The organism is Pseudomonas sp. ME-P-057 (assembly GCF_030208975.1).
Taxonomy (GTDB): domain Bacteria; phylum Pseudomonadota; class Gammaproteobacteria; order Pseudomonadales; family Pseudomonadaceae; genus Aquipseudomonas; species Aquipseudomonas lutea.
Window position 1 is genome coordinate 1 of the sequence record NZ_JARVSX010000031.1, and the last position, 17,246, is coordinate 17,246.

Sequence of the window (17,246 nt, forward strand, 5' to 3'; positions counted from 1 at the left end):
CCTTGTAGGACCTGCGTTTGCTTGGTAGGACCGGCTTTAGCCGGGAAGCTTTGTCTTACACCGCAACATGGAAGGTGCCCAAACAGGCCCCTTCCCGGCTGAAGCCGGTCCTACACTCAGACGTGCGTTCGCCTTGTAGGACCTGCGTTTGCTTGGTAGGACCGGCTTCAGCCGGGAAGCTTCGTCGTCACACCGCAACATGGGGGGTGCCCACACTGGCCCCTTCCCGGCTGAAGCCGGTCCTACACTCAGACGTGCGTTCGCCTTGTAGGACCTGCGTTTGCTTGGTAGGACCGGCTTTAGCCGGGAAGCTTTGTCGTCACACCGCAACATGGAGGGTGCCCACACTGGCCCCTTCCCGGCTGAAGCCGGTCCCACCAGAACAATGAAGCCTCAAGCCCGACAACAATAAAAAAGGTGCGCAATGAAATCCCTCAAGACTTACCAGACGATCACCATCGTCTTCCTGATGCTGTTCGGGGTCGTCAATTACCTGGACCGCAGCGCGCTGTCCATCGCCAACACGACAATTCAGAAAGACATGCTCATCAGCCCTTCCGAGATGGGCATTCTGTTGTCGGCCTTCTCGCTCGCCTATGCGTTTGCGCAGTTGCCGATGGGAATGATCATCGACAAGCTGGGCAGCAAGATTGCCCTGGGCGGCGCGCTGATGGTGTGGTCCATAGCCCAAACTGCTTCGGGTTTCGTCAACAGCTTCAGCGGATTCTTCGCCCTGCGTGTATTGCTCGGTATCGGCGAGGCACCCATGTTCCCCTCCGCAGCGAAGACTCTCAATGAATGGTTCGAGGAACACGAGCGCGGCACGCCAACCGGGATCGTCTGGTCAGCAACGTGCATCGGGCCATGCCTGGCACCACCACTGCTGACGCTGTTCATGGTCAACTTCAGCTGGCGAGGCATGTTCATCATCACCGGCGTACTGGGCATCGTGCTGTCGTTGTGCTGGCTGATGTTTTACAAAAGCCGTGCGCAATACCTCAAGGAGCTGGCAGCGCAGGGGCGCGAGCCAATTGTTCAGGCAGTTCAGGCCGATGCGGCCCCTAAAGCGTCGTTTTTTGCCGGCTGGCTGGACCTCTTCAAACACCGCAGCACTTGGGGCACGTTCCTGGGTTTCATGGGCGTGATCTACATGCTCTGGCTGCACCTGACCTGGCTACCCGGTTATTTTCAGCGCGAGCACGGCCTTGATCCCTATCAAACCGCCTGGGTGGTGTCGTTTGCCTATGTATTCGGTGCGATCGGCACCATCGCCGCAGGACGCATCTGTGATCGATTGGTGAAACGCGGCGTTGGTGTGCTCAACAGCCGCAAATACACTGTGATTGGCGGGCTGGTGTTTGCCGCCGTCTTCACTCTGCCGTTGACGTTTGTCACCGGCCTCAGTGGTTGCATCGCGCTGCTCTGCCTGGCGCTGTTCGGCATCAACCTGTCCAGCGCCACGGCGTGGATGGTGGTCAATACGGTGGTCGACACCAAGCGCGTGGCGTCACTGGGCTCAATCCAGAACTTCGGCGGCTATATCGCCGGCTCCATTGCACCCATCGTCACCGGTTTCAGCGTGCAATATTCGGGGACGTTCGCCACGGCTTTCGCGGTCAGCGCCATCGTCGCGCTGCTCTCGGCCATTGCTTATTTCGTGCTGCTCAAAACGCCCATCCCGGAACACACCGGCACGGCGCAGAAAGCGTGGCAGGCGAATGATGGAGGGGTGCAGGGACGTCGGGTTTGAATGGCCGAGCAAGGCATGGCCGGTAGCTGCGTTCTACTTCGGACAATCAACCGGGGGGATCGACCGGGGCGGGGAACCACCTTGCGTGCTCCCCTCGCTGCTTAAGGACAGGCTTTACACACGCGGCGGGAATACCCCGCCGCTGATTTATAAGTCAGAAATTTCCCTTCAAAATCCCGCACTTGTCCTACGCTGTGAGTCAGACGGTTCGCTGTTGCGATGCTGCGTGTCCGAACGGGTGGTTTGTTCGTCACAGGGGCGGGTCTGAAATCGTGGCAGTCAGTGAGGGTGGGGTTTGAGACAGGTAGAAGAGTCAGAACTGGGCATCAGAAGCCGTCGACTCAAGCGCATGCCCGTGCTGTGGCTGGCAGGGCTGTTCACCTTGCTGGTGTGCGTTTCCATCACCAGCATTACCGTCTGGCAACTGCGTCAGACGCGCATTCACGAGCTGGACATTGCCAACACCAACGTCGCCAACCTTTCACGCTCAATGGCGCAGCATGCCGACGACGCTTTCGATCAGGCGCACATCGCGGTGTCTGCAGTGGTCGAGCGGCTTTCGTACGACGGCTTCGGTGCAGCGAGCAGTTCACGCATGCACGACTACCTGCGGGCCACCGCCGCCAGCGTCGAGCAACTTCAGGGTTTGTTCATTTACGACAAGGACGGTTACTGGGCCGGCACCTCGTTGAGCCAGATACCGGCCAACGCCAACAACGCCGACCGTGAGTACTTCCGCTTCCATCAGACCATGGCCAGTACCTTGCCCCATGTCGGGCCAGCCATCCGCAGCCGCTCCACCGGCGACTGGATCATCCCAGTGTCCCGCCGAGTGGACGATTCAGCAGGCAACTTCGCCGGCGTGGTACTGGCCACCATCGAATTGAATTACTTCGAGCGGTTTTTCGAGCGCTTCGATATTGGCAAGCATGGCGTAATCACATTGGCCATGGCTGACGGCACCGTGCTCGCCCGACGCCCGATGCTGGAAAATGTGCGTGGCACGTCTATCGGTGAGGGTGAGTTGTTCCGTCTGCATGTGAAAGAACACTATGAAGGCACGGCGAATGTCGTGTCGATGCTCGACCATGAGCAACGTCTTTATGGCTACAAGAAACTGGACCGTTACCCGATGGTGCTGCTGGCGGGCCTCTCCCAGCGCGAGGTGCTCGACGAGTGGCGGCAGTATGCCTGGCGTTCGCTGGCAATCATCATCTGCGTGGTGGTCGCCAACCTGTTGTTCGGCGTGCTGCTGTTCCAGCAGATCCGTTTTGGGCTCAATGCCGAATCACAACTGCGCATTGCCAGTCATTCGCTGGAAAAACTCGCGCTGCAGGACAGCCTGACCGGGCTGGCCAATCGTCGGCACTTTCAGGAAATCCTCGGGCTGGAATTTCACAACGGGCAGTCAAACCTGCATCCGTTGAGCTTGATCATGATCGACATCGATCTTTTCAAGAGCTACAACGACACGTACGGCCACGTGGCTGGCGACAAATGCATTATCGCGGTGGCCGAATGCGTTCGCAGCACACTCAACCGCACCGGCGACCTGGCCGTGCGTTACGGTGGCGAAGAGATGGCGGTGTTTCTGCCTTACAGCGAGGTGCAGGGCGCGGTGAGTCTGGCGGAAAAGATTCGACTGGCCGTGCTGAGCCGGGCGCTCGAGCACCAGGGCAACCCCATCGGCATTGTCAGCATCAGCCTGGGGGTCTACGGTTGCCAGGCCCGGGAATGCCAGACGCCGGAAGACTTTGTCAAACGAGCGGATGCCGCGCTGTACGCGGCCAAGCATCAGGGCCGCAACCGAACCATGGCCTGGCAGGAGAGCATGATGCTCAGTGCGCTGCCTGCGCCATAACGATGTGCGCCACCTTGCCGCGAAACAGCTCCAGGCGGTCAGCGGGAGCGTCGTGCTCGACCACCAGGGCGCCCACCTCTGCGCATTCGGCCACCTGATAATGGGCGATGCTGGAGAGTTTTTCGTTGATCACCGCCACCGCCACCTGACCGCTGCGCGCCACAACGGCGCGTTTGAACTCGGCGACGTCCATGTCGAACGCGGTGACGCCCTTGAGCGCATCCAGCGCGCACGCGCCCAAAAAGCACAGATCAAAATTGAAGTGAGCAAGTTGCTGGATCGTTGTGAAGCCGTAAGTGCTCCCGGCCACGGGGCTCAGACGACCGCCGAGCAGGATCACCTCCACCGACGGCAGCTTCATCAACTCCACTGCGATCAGCGGCGCGTTGGTCGTGACGGTCAACGCCATGCCAGGATCGAGGGCTTTGGCAATGGCCAGGTTGGTCGAGCCACCATCGATAAACACATGCTGCCCGGCACTGATCAAACGTGCCGCGGCAATACCCAGTTGACGCTTGCGACCGGGCTGGTGCTCGACACGGTCGGCCAGCGGCCCATCAGACGCCAGCGAGATCGCACCGCCGTACACGCGCTTGCACAACCCGGCGGCAGCCATCGCACCCAGATCACGGCGAATGGAGTGCTCGGACACGTTGAATTCGGCCGCAAGGTCCGCCGCAATCACCCGACCGTGAACGGCCAGACGCTCGGTGATCAAACGCTGGCGCTCGCCGGGAAACGCTTCGGGATTGGCTGACATGGGGCCTCTGTGCGAGCTGTATCAATCGGAAACGAGCAGAATCATGCGGCGCGTTAGAGAGCGTTGTCAAACGGGGGGCAGTCGCGCGTCGGCGTGGTCATGGGCTTGCAGAAAAGATCATTTTGATGAGTCTCCGCTTGCAGACGGTGCACGGCCGGGCCGACATAGGTGTAGCCCTGTCGGGGGTAGAACTGCAGCGCTCGCGGGTTACCCACCCAAACAGTTGCCCACATCGCTGAAGCGCCACCGGCCAACGCCTCTTCTTCGGCGTGCCGAAGCAAGCGCCAGCCCACGCCCCGCCCCGTAAACCGCTCCTGAACGTAAAGCCGCTTCAGTTCTGCAGCGTGACGATCGTCGACCATTGGGTGGTCGTTGTTCAGCGAGACCTGCGCGAAGCCGACAACGTGCCGATTCACCTCGGCCACCAGCACAAGCTCGCGGGGGTTCTGGATGATCGATGCCAGCGTCTCGGGGGCAAATGATTCGAGCGCCTCGCGGGCAATGGCCTCACGCACGCCCTCAGTCGCATAAGTGTCCAGAAAGACCTGCATGCCCAGCACGGCGAGGGTCAACGCATCCGAGTGAGTGGCTCTACGCAGGGTAAAATCCAGGGCTTTGCAATCGATCATGCTCACTGCGTCCGTGGCTGAGGGTGATGAATCTTAAGTGTCCCGTTCAAAACGGCAGGAGCACAGATTGGTGCGATACCTGCCTGTAGGAGCCGGCTTGCTGGGCCGCGTTAGGCCGAATGCGGTGTTTCAGGCACAGCAGCGGTGTGTGACAAACCGGTTCGCCAGCAAGCCGGCTCCTACAGAACCGGAGTGTGCCAGTGGCTCCACCGTGTGGAAGTTACTGCAGCAGCGAATACACCAGCGCCGAAATCGAGATCAAGCCGATCACCACCACGAATACGTTCGACAGCTTGCCTGCGTATCGGCGCATGGCCGGCACCTTGCGCACGGCGTACATCGGCATCAGAAACAGCAAGGCGGCAATCACCGGCCCGCCAAGGGTTTCGATCATGCCCAGAATGCTCGGATTGAGCGTTGCCACCAGCCAGCAGACGACCAGCATGAAACCTGCGGTCAGACGATCGAGGGCGCGCTGCGAAGGCCGACGGCCGGTCTTCACCACCAGGCCCTTGAGGCCCTCGCTGGCCCCGATGTAGTGCCCCAGAAACGACTTGGTGATCGCCACGAACGCGATCAGCGGAGCGGCGAAGGCGATTGTCGGGTTGCTGAAATGGTTGGCCAGATAAGACAGGATCGAGAGGTTCTGCGCTTTGGCTTCGGCCAATTGCTCCGGGGTCAGGGTCAGCACGCAGCTAAAGACAAAAAACAGCACCATCACGACCATCAACCCATGAGCGCGGGCGAGGATCTGCGCACTGCGGGGTTCGGCCTGCTCGCCGTACTGACGCTTCTGATCCACGGCAAATGCCGAAATGATCGGCGAGTGATTGAACGAGAACACCATCACCGGGATGGCCAGCCAGAGCGTATGCAGCAGCGCCGACGGCCCCGGAAAGCTGCTGGCCGTGCTGAGAATGCCGCCGTTCCAGTGCGGGATGAGGAACACAGCGAGGAACAGTAGAGCCACGATAAAGGGGTACACCATCAGGCTCATCGCCTTGACGATGATCTGCTCCCCGCAGCGCACCACCGCCAGCAGACCGAGGATGAGCACAAACGCCAGCAGCGCGCGCGGCGGCGGCTGCACATGCAGTTGGTGCTCCAGGAAGCTGCCGACGGTGTTCGTCAGCGCCACGCTGTAGATCAGCAGGATCGGGAACACGGCGAAGAAATACAGCAGCGTGATCAGGGCGCCGGCTTTTTTACCGAAGTGCTGCTCGACCACCTCGGTAATGTCTGCGCCATCCCGGCCCGAGAGTACGAAGCGGGTCAGCCCGCGGTGCGCATAAAACGTCATCGGGAACGCCAGCAGGGCCAAAATCAACAGCGGCCAGAAGCCGCCGATCCCTGCGTTGATCGGCAAGAACAAGGTGCCCGCGCCGATGGCGGTGCCAAACAGCCCGAGCATCCAGGTGGTGTCATTGCGATTCCAGGAGGTAACGCTCACGGGTGCAGCATCGACAGTCTGTTCGACACTGTTGGCCTGATCATTCATCCGGTCGATTCTCCGTTGCCGGTCATAGCTACATGGTCAACGACGCTGCCGAAAAACATCGCGGTCTGCGCCCCTGACCGATTCTCTACAGGGAAAGGGGCGCGATTGTCCGGGATTAGGAAGCAGAATCAAAGGCTTGTCGGACCAAAAGTCCGGACAGCGCCGAGAGGAGCGCCAGAAACGGCACGACTTCCACCCTCACGGAGAAACCTTTCTTACTGGGTACTAAAGACATTTCCCACACGCGGATCGCAACTTCCAGCGACCTGAAATTTGTTGTAATTCCACGGCAGTAGAACAGTTCCACACCTGTGCACTAGGCTCTCGATTCAAACAACCGCCCATGGAAGGCAACGTATGAAGACGATTCCCGCTGTTATTGCACTGCTCCTTATTTCCACACCGGTACTGGCAAACACATCCTCTTCGCAGTGCGCGATGCTGGACGCAGAACAGGCAAGAAACTTGTTTGAACGCTGGAACACCTCACTGCAAACCGGCGACCCAGCCAAGGTGGCCGCCAACTACACCGCAGACGCAGTCCTGCTGCCGACCCTCTCCAATCAGCCGAGAACTGATCTGAGCGGCAAACTTGATTATTTCAATTACTTTCTGAAAAGCGGCCCGATCGGCACCCTGGACAGCAGCACGCTGATTACCAGTTGCAACAGTGCAACCGACACCGGCACTTACACGTTCCGCTTTCGCGATATGCCTGAAGTCAATGCGCGTTATACCTTTACTTATGCTCGGGTTGGCGGCGAATGGCTCATCACTTCCCATCATTCATCGGCCATGCCTGAGTAAAAGTTTCTCGGACAAACAGTCGGCTGACGTCCTGACGTCAGCCGACCTGACTTTCAGACATTTCCCACACGTCACTCCCCTGCGACATCGGGCCGCAACGGCATGCTCAACTCCACCCGCAAACCGTCGCGGCGGCTGTCAAAGCGTAGCGAGCACGCACAGCGCTGGACGATGGCCTGAACAATGGCCAGGCCCAGCCCCGCGCCGGGGCTCTTGCCGTTGCGCCAAAAGCGCTGGGTGAGCTTGTCCAGGTCCGGCTCCGGAATCCCGGGACCATAGTCGCGAACACGAAAATGCACCTGCTCGTCGAAGGTTTCGACGCTGAGTTCCACTTGCGCAGCGGCCTGACTGTGACGCAGCGCGTTGTCCAGCAAATTGCGCAACGCAGCCACCGCCAGCGCCGCGGGCATTTGCACGGCAGCAGTGGACAGCCGCGACGGCAAAATAAGCTGGATGCGTTGTTCGTCGCCATGACTGGCGTCGTGAATGGCCAGCCGCGCGACCTCCTCGGCAGTGCACTGCACACCGTCATCAAACGACAGACTGCCCTCCACTCGCGCCAACAACAGCAATTGCTCAAGGGTGCGGTGCATACGGTCAGCGCCCTCCTCCGCATGGGCCAGCGCCGTATCGCGCTTGTCGCCCTCGGTCATGCGCGCCACTTGAAGATGGGTTTTGATGGCCGTGAGCGGGCTGCGCAGCTCATGGGCAGCGTCGCCGGTCAGCCTGCGCTCGCGCTCAAGGGTCTGGGCGATGCGCTGAAACAATTGGTTCTGGCTCGTCAGCAGTGGCTGCAACTCGCTGGGCAGTTTGGGCACATCGAGCGGCTCGACCGAGTCGGCGCTGTGTCGATTCAGCGCATCGCGCATGCGGTTGAGCGGCGCCAGCCCCCGACCGATGCCAAACCAGACCAGCGCCAGGCTGCCAAACAGCGCGACCAGCACCGGCACCGACGCGGCCAGCAAAACCGAATGGCCCAACACATCGCGTTCGATCTGCCGGTCGGCGGTGCTCACTCGCACGTTGCCGTGCATCATCGTGTAAACCCGCCAGTGGTCGCCGTCGATCATCTGGTCGTGAAAGCCGCTGGCGTCAGCCTTGAGTGGCTCGCTCGGCGAGCTGTCGGTTCGGGCAAGCACTTGCCCGCGCAGGGAGCTCAACTGACACGCCATGCCGGTGGGCAATGCCGGATCGTCGGCCCGCAGCGATCGGGCGTCAGTGCCAGTCGGCATCTGCACCTGTTCGAGCAGCCCTGCCACCATCCGCGCAGACGCCTCGAGCCGCTGATCAAGCGACTGCATCATTTGCGTGCGCAAGTCGCGCAGCATCCAGGCGGCGGCCAACACCCAGATCACAATGAACGCCGAGCCAAGAATCAGACTGAGGCGCGTCCTCAGACTCATCATGCTCCGGGCCCCGAATCCAGACCGGCCGGCCCGAGGCGATAACCCAGGCCGCGTACGGTTTCTATAATGCCGCCACCCAATTTTCGGCGCAGATGATGAATGTGAACGTTGAGCGCGTTGCTTTCCACTTCGTCGCCGAAGCCATAGATGCAGTCCTTCAACTGCTCGCCGGAAAGAACCCGACCGCTGTTGTTCAAGAGCGCCTGCAGCAATGCCTGCTCGCGCCGCGACAGATCGACCGGCTGGCCTGCGAGGCGCGTTTCCCGGCTGCTTGGGTCATAGCTGAGCACGCCATGCTCGATCACGTTGACGCTGCGCCCGGCCATGCGTCGCACCAACGTGTGCAGGCGTGCGCTAAGCTCGCGCAGGTCGAAGGGCTTGAGCAGGTAGTCGTCCGCCCCGGCCTGCAAGCCATCGACGCGATCGGTGACAGTATCGCGCGCCGTCAGAATCAGCACCGGCAGCTCAACGCCCTCCTGGCGTAGCTGACGCAGTAGCTTCAGCCCATCCTGATCGGGCAGGCCCAGGTCCAGAATCATGACGTCGAAATGCGCGGCGGACAGCATGGCCCGAGCGGACGAGGCGGTGGCGACACGATCCACCGTGAAGCCCTGGGCATCGAGCCCGGCAACAATGCCGCTGGCAATCAGGTCGTCGTCTTCACAAAGCAGTACGTGCATGGTCGGCCCCAAAAAAGGCAAGTGAAGCGCAGGGAGATTAACGGTGGATTATGCACGAGCCCAGCCGGTCACCGCGCACCCAGTGCTGGCAACCTACCGGTCATCACCGCCTGCCGACCCCGGCTCATACCCACCGAAATCGGATGACCACCGCCGCTGCCTTCTGACCGGTGGCAACAAGGGTAATGACAGCACTACTGCAGTAGCGAGCCATACGTGTAAAAATGTCGACCACCATTTCAAGCGCCACCGTCGGGAGGCTCGTTTCATGCGTTACGCCGAAGATCACAAAGCCCAGACCCACCAGCGCATTCTGCATGAGGCGGCCGCGCGCTTTCGTCGTGACGGCATCGGCGCCACCGGTCTGCAGCCGCTGATGAAGGCGCTGGGTCTGACCCACGGTGGTTTTTACGCCCACTTCAAATCCAAGGACGATCTGGTCGAAAAATCACTGCGCTGCGCCGTGGATCAACTGCACGCTGCACGCGCCGAGAAACTGGCTGAAGACAGCTCCACCAAGGCCTTCATCGACATGTACCTGTCGATTGCTCATCGCGACCATCCGGAACAGGGCTGCCCACTGCCCACCATGGCCTCCGAGCTGGGCCAGCGTGGGCAGCCGAGCGAGATTACCGACGAACTGATGCAGCGCATGCTGGCAACACTTGAAGCCGGGATGCCGGCCAATGACCAGAGCAGCGACAAGAGTGTGATGCTCATGTCCGGCCTGGTGGGGGCAATGGTGCTGGCCCGCAGCGCGAAAGACCCGGCACTGGCCGAGCGAATCCTGCAGACCACCCGCGAGCAGCTCAAGGCTCTGGCCGAAGGCTGATACCCACCTCCTGCTGCCTGCTCCCTGCCCTTTGCTGCAGGGAACCGGCATCTTCAGCAACGTCTCAGGGATGCCAGCGACGGAACAGCACGCTGGCGTTTACACCGCCGAAACCGAAGCCGTTCGACAGTGCATATTCGATCTGCATCGGGCGTGCTTCACCGTGAACGATGTCGATACCCTCGGCCGCCTCATCCGGGTTCTCCAGATTGAGCGTCATGGGGGCGATCTGATCGCGTATGGCCAATGCCGTGAAAATCGCCTCAATGCCGCCGGCTGCGCCGAGCAGGTGTCCGGTCGCCGATTTGGTTGAGGTCACCGCCACGCCATTCTGATCACCAAACACGGTTTTGATCGCCGCCATTTCACCCTTGTCGCCCACTGGCGTAGACGTCGCATGGGCATTGACGTGCTGGATATCGGCGGGCTGAATACCGGCCTGACGAATCGCCGCCTGCATTGCCCGGCGCGCGCCGCTGCCGTCTTCAGGCCCGGCGGTCAGGTGATAAGCGTCTGCGCTGGTGCCATAGCCCACCAGCTCGACAATCGGCGTGGCGCCCCGTGCAAGCGCATGTTCAAGCGTCTCGATGACGATGATCCCCGCGCCCTCGCCCATGACAAACCCGTCGCGATCACGGTCGAAAGGCCGCGAAGCACGCGCGGGCGTCTCGTTAAAGCCGCTGGACAGCGCCCGTGCAGCAGCGAACCCGCCCAGGGCGACGCGATCGATACAGGCCTCGGCACCGCCGCAGATGGCCACGTCTGCTTCACCGTTGCGGATCAACCGCGCGGCATCGCCAATGGCCTGGACACCGGCGGCACAGGCAGTCACCGGCGCGCCAAGCGGGCCTTTGAAACCATGCCGGATCGACACATGGCCGGCCGCCAGATTGACCAGGAACGACGGGATGGTAAAGGGCGACAACCGCCGCGGCCCCCGAGTGTCGGTAATGCGGACGGCCTCGGCGATAGCACCGAACCCGCCGACACCCGCGCCGATGATGGTCGCGGTACGTTCGCGCTCTTCTTCGGTCGAGGGCGCCCAGCCCGCCTGAGATACAGCCTCCTGCGCGGCGCCCAGCGCGAACAGAATAAAGCGGTCCATCTTCTTCTGCTCTTTGGGCGGCGCGGCGGCGTCGGCATCGAACCCGGCTTGCGGGTCCTCTTCAAGAGTGGGCACCGGACCGCCCACCTTGCCGGGCAGATCCGCCACCGTCTGCTCGGGCAACTGCACGATGCCGGAGCGACCTTCCAGCAACCGCCGCCATACCGCCTCGACACCCGATCCCAATGGCGTTACCAGCCCCATTCCCGTCACTACGATGCGACGCTCGCTCATGCGTTCACCTTCTTTAAGCTGTTTTGCCAATGCCGACGCCATCACGCGTCCGCGGTTTTATAACGCTGCGCGGCATGCTGCAGTGACAGATTCGGGCCCAACGCCAGGCGTGCCTGGGTGAAGGCCTGCCAATCGGCAGCATCAGGCAGCGACGGAATGGTCACCAGCTCTTGCTGATCAAACCCGGCAAGGGCAGCGTCGACCATTTCGTCAACGTCCATCACCATCTCCGGCGGGAAAGCATTGATGTCCATGCCCGCGCGCTCCCAGATTTCAGTCCGGGTCGCGCCGGGCATCACCGCTTGAACCCGTACGCCCTTCTCGCTTAGTTCAGCCGCTAAAGATTGGGTCAAGCTCAGTACGTAGGCCTTGCTGGCGGTGTACACCGCATTGAACCGTTCCGGCAGCATGGGCACGACGGATGCGATATTGATGATCGTCCCGTTGCCACGCGCCGCAAAACCGGCGGCTGCCGCCGATGCCAAGTGCGTCAGCGCGACAACGTTGAGCTGAATCAGGCGATCTACTTCGTTCAGATCGGCCTCGGCCAGCGGAGTGCTCGATGCCACGCCGGCGTTGTTGAGCAGCAAGGTGATTGAAGCATCCGAGCGCAGCCGTTGTTCGAGAGCGCTGACGTCATCAGGCTGAGTCAGATCGGCTTTCACGACCTCCACCTGAACCGCATGCCTGGCCCGCAGATCAGTCGCCAGGGCTTCCAGCCGTGCCTGGTCGCGCGCAACCAGTATCAGATCGAATCCGCGCTGCGCCAGGCGGTCCGCGTAGGTGAAACCGATACCGGACGATGCGCCGGTGATTACAGCTTTGCCTTGGGTCTGAGTGCTCATGAACGTTCTCCGTGGATGGTGAGGTTAGCTGCGGAGGGATATTACGCTCGTAATTTAAAAAATAATATGTCGGTCGACATTTTTATATTTGTCAGCTTGATAGCCAAAATTGTGGGCAGGCGGACGCAAAAAAAAGGCCGATCTGAGATCGGCCTTTTGCTACAGGGTGTTCAGTCAATGGAGAGCTTGTCGCGGTTTTTGTCCAGGAGCGCCTTGCCGATGCCCTTGACTTCGATCAACTCGTCGACCGCCGTAAAGCCGCCATGTTCTTCACGGTACGCGACGATGGCGTTGGCCTTGGCGGCACCGACGCCGGACAGTTCTTTCTGGAGGATTTCCGCGCTGGCCGAGTTGAGATTGACCTTGGCACTCTGCCCGACTGGTGGGGCGGCGGTGGCAGATTTGCTGACGTCTGCCGAAGGAACGGCAGCGGGCGCGGCCGTCACGGCGAGGGAAGTGCTCGCCAGCAATGCGAAGATCAGTGAGGACAGGTAAGAAGTACGCATAAGTCATGCTCCATGGGCATCGTAAGTGGAAGCAGCATTCCTGAGCTGCTTCCCAAACCTAGCCGATGGCGGCGCTGCGTCAACGCAGGGATCGGTGACCGGATATGTACGTCACCGAGAGGCCTTTCAGCCCGGGCTCTGTCGCCTTGATGCGGTTCGGAACCACTGAGTAAGCAAAGGTTTCGCGGGTCCGCAGATCACGGCTCTCGACGGCGCTGCTGATGAATCCAGTCGACAATTTCGCCCTCGGGCGCATAACCGCTGACGGTGTCGGCGAGAATTTGCCGAACCCGGTCATAGTCGTCATCGTCCAGCGCCTTGACCAACTGCGACAGGCTTTGCTTGAACACGTCCCACGACAGGAAATCTTCCTGCGCACTCATGATCATCGGGTGACGAGTCGCTGCCACGTTGTTACCGATCAGCAGCTCCTCGTACAGCTTCTCGCCGGGACGCAGGCCGGTGAACTCGATGGCGATATCGCCCTGTGGATTGTGTTCCGAGCGAATGCTCAAGCCCGACAGGTGCACCATCTTTTCGGCCAGCTCGATGATGCGCACGGGCTCGCCCATGTCGAGCACGAATACGTCGCCGCCCTGCCCCATGGAGCCGGCCTGAATGACCAGCTGCGCCGCCTCGGGAATGGTCATGAAATAACGGGTGATTTTCGGATGCGTCACCGTCAGCGGCCCACCGGACTTGATCTGCTGATGAAACAGCGGGATCACCGAGCCGGACGAACCCAGCACGTTGCCGAATCGCACCATGATGAACCGGGTCTTGTTGACCTGATGCACATTGGAGCGGTCGCCGAACATGACCGGCGCCGTCTCGCGGCTCAGCGCTTGCAACGTCAGTTCGGCCAGGCGCTTGGTGCTGCCCATGACATTGGTCGGGCGCACCGCCTTGTCGGTGGAGATCAGCACAAAGTTGGCCACACCTGCCTGCAATGCAGCCTGGGCGGCGTTGAGCGTGCCCACCACGTTATTGAACACGCCCTCGGCGATGTTGTGCTCGACCATCGGCACGTGTTTGTACGCCGCAGCGTGGTAGACGGTGTTGACCTGCCAGGTCTTCATCACATCCAGCAACTTGGCGTGGTTGCGGATCGAGCCGAGAATCGGCAGCACCTTGACCTTGAGCGACTCACGGGCAACACGCCGCTCCAGCTCCGTGAGGATCGTGTAGAGGTTGAATTCACTGTGGTCGAGCAACAACAACGTGGTTGGCTTGAGCAGCAGTATCTGCCGGCACAGCTCCGAGCCAATCGAACCGCCCGCCCCGGTTACCAGCACGCACTGGTTCTTGATGCAGTGTTCGAGCAGTTCCTCCTGCGCAGGCACCGCGTCACGCCCCAGCAGGTCGGCAATGTCGACCTCCTGCAGATCGTCGACTTTCACGCGACCCGCCGCCAGGTCAGAGAAGTTCGGAACGCTGCGAACGTGCAGCGGGAAGCCCTCCAAAAAGCCGAGGATTTCCCTGCGGCGCGCCCGCGCGGACGACGGGATGGCCAGCAGAATCTCCTGCGCACCCGTGACATCGATCATTTGCTGAATGTGCTTGGGCTTGTAGACCTGCAGACCCGAAATCACTCGATTGGAGATCGAGTCATCGTCATCGATAAAAGCTACAGGGCGCATGGACCGCCCCATGCGCAACGCCGCCACCAGTTGGTTCCCTGCAGCGCCGGCCCCATAGATCGCCACTTTGGGCAGGCCATCGTCGCGGGTGGCAAAGGGCACATGACGGGCGGCGGAGAACCAGTCGCCGAGAAAATACTGTCGCATGGCCAGGCGAAGACCGCCGATCATCACCATGCTCAGCCACCAGTAATTGAACATGACCGAGCGCGGCACGACATGCTGATGGTTACTGTAGAGGTAGACCACGATGCCGAGAATCAACGCCGAGAGGCTGACCGCCTTGATGATCGCAATCAGCGCGTCATTGCCGAAGTAGCGCATCACCGCACGGTACATGCCGAAACGGATGAACAAGGGGATCGCTACCACTGGCGCGCTTGCGAACAGCCAGGTGTGCATTTCAAGAGGATTGATGAGGTCATCGATGCCCAGACGCACCACAAACGCCATCCACAACGCGAACCAGATCAGACAGACGTCTGCGGCGACCTGCATGATCCGCTTGTGCCGGCGAGGCAAGGCCAGCAACGAAGTGCGTAGTTTTTCCATCATCCCCTCAGACACGCGTTCATGGTCCTTTCAGTCGACCCCTATGACGGCTATTGATTCCTGCCCCGCATGAGAACCGTGGTCGTCACCGTCAGCGCAGGCAGCTCGCACTCAGCTCTTTTCCAGCGCTCCAGCCTTGAAGACGAAGGCCAGAACAAGCAACGGAGCATAAGCAATGATCACGCCGAGGGCACCGTCGAGCCCGAACCGGGCGACACCCACCGCGACCGGCAGCAGCCAGCAGAGATTGATTACGCCGACTGCGGACGTCACCGGAAGGTGCTTGCCAAATCGTCGCGAGGCGAATTGATAAGCGTGACTTCTGTGAGCCTCATAGACCTTGTCGCCCCGAATGAGCCGACGGATGAGGGTTACTGTAGCGTCTACGATGAAAACCCCGAGGAGAATAAGCCATACCCACAAGAACTGCGAGGAAATCCACGCGCCCTGCAGTGACAGACAACCGAGCATGATGCCGAGGAACCCGCTACCGGCATCCCCCATGAAGATCCTGGCCGGCGGGAAATTCCAGATCAGAAAGCCGGCCACTGCGCAGGCGAGCAGGACGGGCAACCACATTAAAGTGGCAAAACCGCTCAGTGCGTAGATGATCGCCGCGCCGATGCACACGCAGATCGCCTCCACACTGGCGATCCCGTCGATACCGTCCATGAAGTTGTAAAGATTGAGCAGCCACACCAGGTAGAAGGCCGCCAGCACGTTCACGACCAGGCCCGGAGCGAGCGTCATGCCGAACACATCGATCGCCGGAAGACCGCCCAGCCAGAACAACGCCCAGGCCGCTGCAAGGAAATGCCCCAGCAAGCGCCAGCGCGCAGCGATGTGGCCGTGATCGTCAAGAAACCCCAGCGCCGCGATCAGTACACCGGCCCCGAACATGGCGAGAAATGGATCACGCGCCATCAGCCCTGCAGAAAGCATCCAGACCAGCGCAACCAAGTAACTGACCACGATGGCCACCCCGCCGCCGCGTGGCGTCGCAACGGTATGCGAGCTCCTGCCGTTCGGGATATCGAGCAGACTCTTGTGCAGCGCATAGCGTCGCAACACATGCGTCAGCGCAAATGAAAACACCCCAACAGCGACCGCGACCCACCAATAATTCATGCTCGATCCGTAACCAGAAAATGCTCGACGGTCTTCTTCAGACCGTCCTCTACCGACACTGGCGGCTGCCATTGCAGCCGTTCGCGGGTTTTGCCGATGTCCACGCGCAGCGAGCCCAACACGCGTTCAGCCGCGGATTTGCGCCCCAGCAACGTGGCGCCGAGCATGATAAGGGATTCTGGAACGGGAATGAGCCAACTCGATGCCGGCAGATGTCGCTTGAGCAGATTAGCCAGGTCACGTGTGGACAGATCCTGACCATCACTGACCAGAAATACCTCGTTGGCAGCGGCTGGATGATCCAGGCACACGCGGATGAGGTCGATCAGGTTATCAAGAGACACGAGACTGCGAGCATTGTTGACACCACCCAGCGGCAGTGGCACGCCGCGGCGCAGAGCGCGCATCAACTGCAGAAAGTTGGCTTTAACGCCAGGTCCGTAGACCAGCACTGGGCGGATGATCACGACTTCCATCGCGCTGCTTTTTGCCAGGGCCATAAGCCCCTGCTCGGCTTCGTACTTGGAGACCGCGTATGGATCGCTTGGCGCGGGTGTGTCATCTGCATGAAAGCACTGACCACGCCCGGTCGACTCACCGTTGACCTTGATGGTGCTGATGAAGATGAAACGGCGAACACCAGCGCTGGCCGCCTGGCTGGCCAGGTTAAGCGTGCCGAGGGCATTGACCTCGCGGTACAGCGAAAGAGGGTCAGCCGCCGTGTCGTGCATGACATGCACTCGCGCCGCCGCGTGGACAACCGTGTCAACGCCCTGCAGCACCGGCTGCCATTGAGTGTCGGCATCCAGCGTTGGTATCACTGCATTCGTGACGTGGGAGTCAGTGTGGGCCATCGCCCTTCTGCTGACCGCGACAGTGTGTGTGTCCGACAGACCTGCAAAATGCTCAACCAGCGCAGTCCCCAGGAATCCGGAACTGCCCGTCACCAGGATCTTTCTGGTCATATCCGGTCCATGCGTTTGTTGATTTGAGGCGAGCCCTCGCTGCCGATT

At 60.8% G+C, this 17,246-nt stretch carries 15 protein-coding genes; 4 read left to right on the forward strand and 11 right to left on the reverse strand.

All coding sequences use genetic code 11. From position 1 onward, the window contains the following. Positions 1 to 424: 424 nt before the first annotated feature. On the forward strand, positions 425 to 1,750 hold the full coding sequence (locus QRN48_RS15955) for an MFS transporter (RefSeq protein ID WP_191945274.1): 1,326 nt from the start codon (positions 425 to 427) through the stop codon (positions 1,748 to 1,750). Between the two features lie 295 nt (positions 1,751 to 2,045). Beyond that, complete coding sequence (locus QRN48_RS15960) at positions 2,046 to 3,611, forward strand: sensor domain-containing diguanylate cyclase (RefSeq protein WP_191945273.1); 1,566 nt, start codon at positions 2,046 to 2,048, stop codon at positions 3,609 to 3,611. Here the strand turns inward: QRN48_RS15960 and QRN48_RS15965 are convergent. The 3 genes from QRN48_RS15965 to QRN48_RS15975 all read right to left on the reverse strand — a co-directional run bounded on the left by QRN48_RS15965 (position 3,589) and on the right by QRN48_RS15975 (position 6,498). Further along, the gene (locus QRN48_RS15965) at positions 3,589 to 4,371 is read right to left on the reverse strand and encodes a DeoR/GlpR family DNA-binding transcription regulator (RefSeq protein ID WP_191945272.1); all 783 of its coding nucleotides are present in this window, start codon (positions 4,369 to 4,371) and stop codon (positions 3,589 to 3,591) included. The genes QRN48_RS15960 and QRN48_RS15965 overlap by 23 nt on opposite strands. A 53-nt stretch (positions 4,372 to 4,424) precedes the next feature. After that, entirely contained in the window at positions 4,425 to 5,000 is a 576-nt protein-coding gene (locus QRN48_RS15970; RefSeq protein WP_191945271.1) for a GNAT family N-acetyltransferase, read from the reverse strand. A gap of 220 nt (positions 5,001 to 5,220) precedes the next feature. After that, on the reverse strand, positions 5,221 to 6,498 hold the full coding sequence (locus QRN48_RS15975; protein ID WP_191945270.1) for a serine/threonine transporter: 1,278 nt from the start codon (positions 6,496 to 6,498) through the stop codon (positions 5,221 to 5,223). A gap of 357 nt (positions 6,499 to 6,855) precedes the next feature. Here QRN48_RS15975 and QRN48_RS15980 point away from each other — a divergent pair, with 357 nt between their 5' ends. Then, a complete protein-coding gene (locus QRN48_RS15980; protein ID WP_191945269.1) occupies positions 6,856 to 7,305 on the forward strand; it encodes a DUF4440 domain-containing protein in 450 nt (149 codons plus the stop codon). 71 nt (positions 7,306 to 7,376) lie between these two features. On the opposite strand, the gene QRN48_RS15985 is transcribed toward QRN48_RS15980, so the two are convergent. Next, complete coding sequence (locus QRN48_RS15985) at positions 7,377 to 8,711, reverse strand: ATP-binding protein (protein ID WP_191945268.1); 1,335 nt, start codon at positions 8,709 to 8,711, stop codon at positions 7,377 to 7,379. Next, positions 8,708 to 9,391, reverse strand: a complete 684-nt coding sequence (locus tag QRN48_RS15990; protein WP_191945267.1) for a response regulator — start codon at positions 9,389 to 9,391, stop codon at positions 8,708 to 8,710. Before QRN48_RS15990 ends, QRN48_RS15985 begins: the two co-directional genes overlap by 4 nt. A 268-nt stretch (positions 9,392 to 9,659) precedes the next feature. Here QRN48_RS15990 and QRN48_RS15995 point away from each other — a divergent pair, with 268 nt between their 5' ends. After that, positions 9,660 to 10,223, forward strand: coding sequence for a TetR/AcrR family transcriptional regulator (locus QRN48_RS15995; RefSeq protein ID WP_037011889.1), 564 nt, complete (start codon positions 9,660 to 9,662; stop codon positions 10,221 to 10,223). 64 nt (positions 10,224 to 10,287) lie between these two features. Here QRN48_RS15995 and fabF read toward each other — a convergent pair whose 3' ends face one another. The 6 genes from fabF to QRN48_RS16025 form a co-directional block, all read right to left on the reverse strand. Continuing rightward, on the reverse strand, positions 10,288 to 11,562 hold the full coding sequence (gene fabF, locus QRN48_RS16000) for a beta-ketoacyl-ACP synthase II (RefSeq protein ID WP_037013190.1): 1,275 nt from the start codon (positions 11,560 to 11,562) through the stop codon (positions 10,288 to 10,290). 41 nt (positions 11,563 to 11,603) lie between these two features. Then, complete coding sequence (locus QRN48_RS16005) at positions 11,604 to 12,407, reverse strand: SDR family NAD(P)-dependent oxidoreductase (RefSeq protein WP_285351643.1); 804 nt, start codon at positions 12,405 to 12,407, stop codon at positions 11,604 to 11,606. A 170-nt stretch (positions 12,408 to 12,577) separates the two neighbouring features. Next, on the reverse strand, positions 12,578 to 12,913 hold the full coding sequence (locus QRN48_RS16010; protein ID WP_285351644.1) for a ComEA family DNA-binding protein: 336 nt from the start codon (positions 12,911 to 12,913) through the stop codon (positions 12,578 to 12,580). Between the two features lie 197 nt (positions 12,914 to 13,110). Further along, on the reverse strand, positions 13,111 to 15,105 hold the full coding sequence (locus QRN48_RS16015) for a polysaccharide biosynthesis protein (protein WP_502944613.1): 1,995 nt from the start codon (positions 15,103 to 15,105) through the stop codon (positions 13,111 to 13,113). A 111-nt stretch (positions 15,106 to 15,216) separates the two neighbouring features. Then, the gene (locus QRN48_RS16020; protein ID WP_285351718.1) at positions 15,217 to 16,233 is read right to left on the reverse strand and encodes an MraY family glycosyltransferase; all 1,017 of its coding nucleotides are present in this window, start codon (positions 16,231 to 16,233) and stop codon (positions 15,217 to 15,219) included. Beyond that, positions 16,230 to 17,198 carry a UDP-glucose 4-epimerase family protein gene (locus tag QRN48_RS16025; RefSeq protein WP_285351645.1) on the reverse strand — a complete coding sequence of 323 codons (969 nt, stop codon included), beginning with the start codon at positions 17,196 to 17,198 and terminating at the stop codon, positions 16,230 to 16,232. Before QRN48_RS16025 ends, QRN48_RS16020 begins: the two co-directional genes overlap by 4 nt. Positions 17,199 to 17,246: the final 48 nt, after the last annotated feature.